Below are 589 nucleotides of genomic sequence, written 5' to 3'. Positions count from 1 at the left end.
ATCTGATCGAACATCCGAAAAATCCTGTGTCGGGGAGGTCCGCTAAACGGCCGCGCAACAACTCCACCCTAGACGGCTTGGCATTGCAGACGGCGTGGTGGCGGAGTCTCCCGGGTTTTATAGAGGTTGACTGGATACCCACTCTCTGTGGGTCGCTGCGTAACCGCTCCCTCTCCTGCCAGGAGAGGGTGGGGGTGAGGTGATCTAAGCAAGTGCTGCCGCTTTTATCTCCCCTCATCCCGGCCTTCTCCCTGAGGGAGAAGGGGTGGCTGTACGCGGCCTTCCTGGCGGCAAGCGTTGGCGGTCCGGCGTGAGCACCGGACCGCCCAATCGACTTACTTCACGATAGTCCAGTCACCGTTCTTGATCTCCAGCATCTGGAAGGCGTCCAGGCCGAGACCCATGTGGTCGCTGGGGCTCATGTTGAACACCCCGCCGGTACCGGGGAAGCCGTGGGTCTTCTCGATCTCGTCCCGCACCTTCGCCTTGTCGGTGGAGTTGGCGCGATCGATCGCCTCCAGGGCGATCATCAGACCGTCATAGGCGTGACCGCCGAAGGTGGAGACGGCACCGAACTTGCTCTCGTAGA

Annotated in this window: 1 pseudogene; it reads right to left on the bottom strand. The window is 61.5% G+C overall.

The window, feature by feature from the left end:
• Positions 1-335: 335 nt before the first annotated feature.
• Positions 336-589 (bottom strand): annotated as a pseudogene (locus ACQY5R_RS18250) (ABC transporter substrate-binding protein); the annotation flags it as partial.

The organism is Sedimenticola sp. (assembly GCF_050289425.1).
Classification (GTDB): domain Bacteria; phylum Pseudomonadota; class Gammaproteobacteria; order Chromatiales; family Chromatiaceae; genus Sedimenticola.
This window is presented reverse-complemented; position numbering and strand designations above follow the sequence as displayed.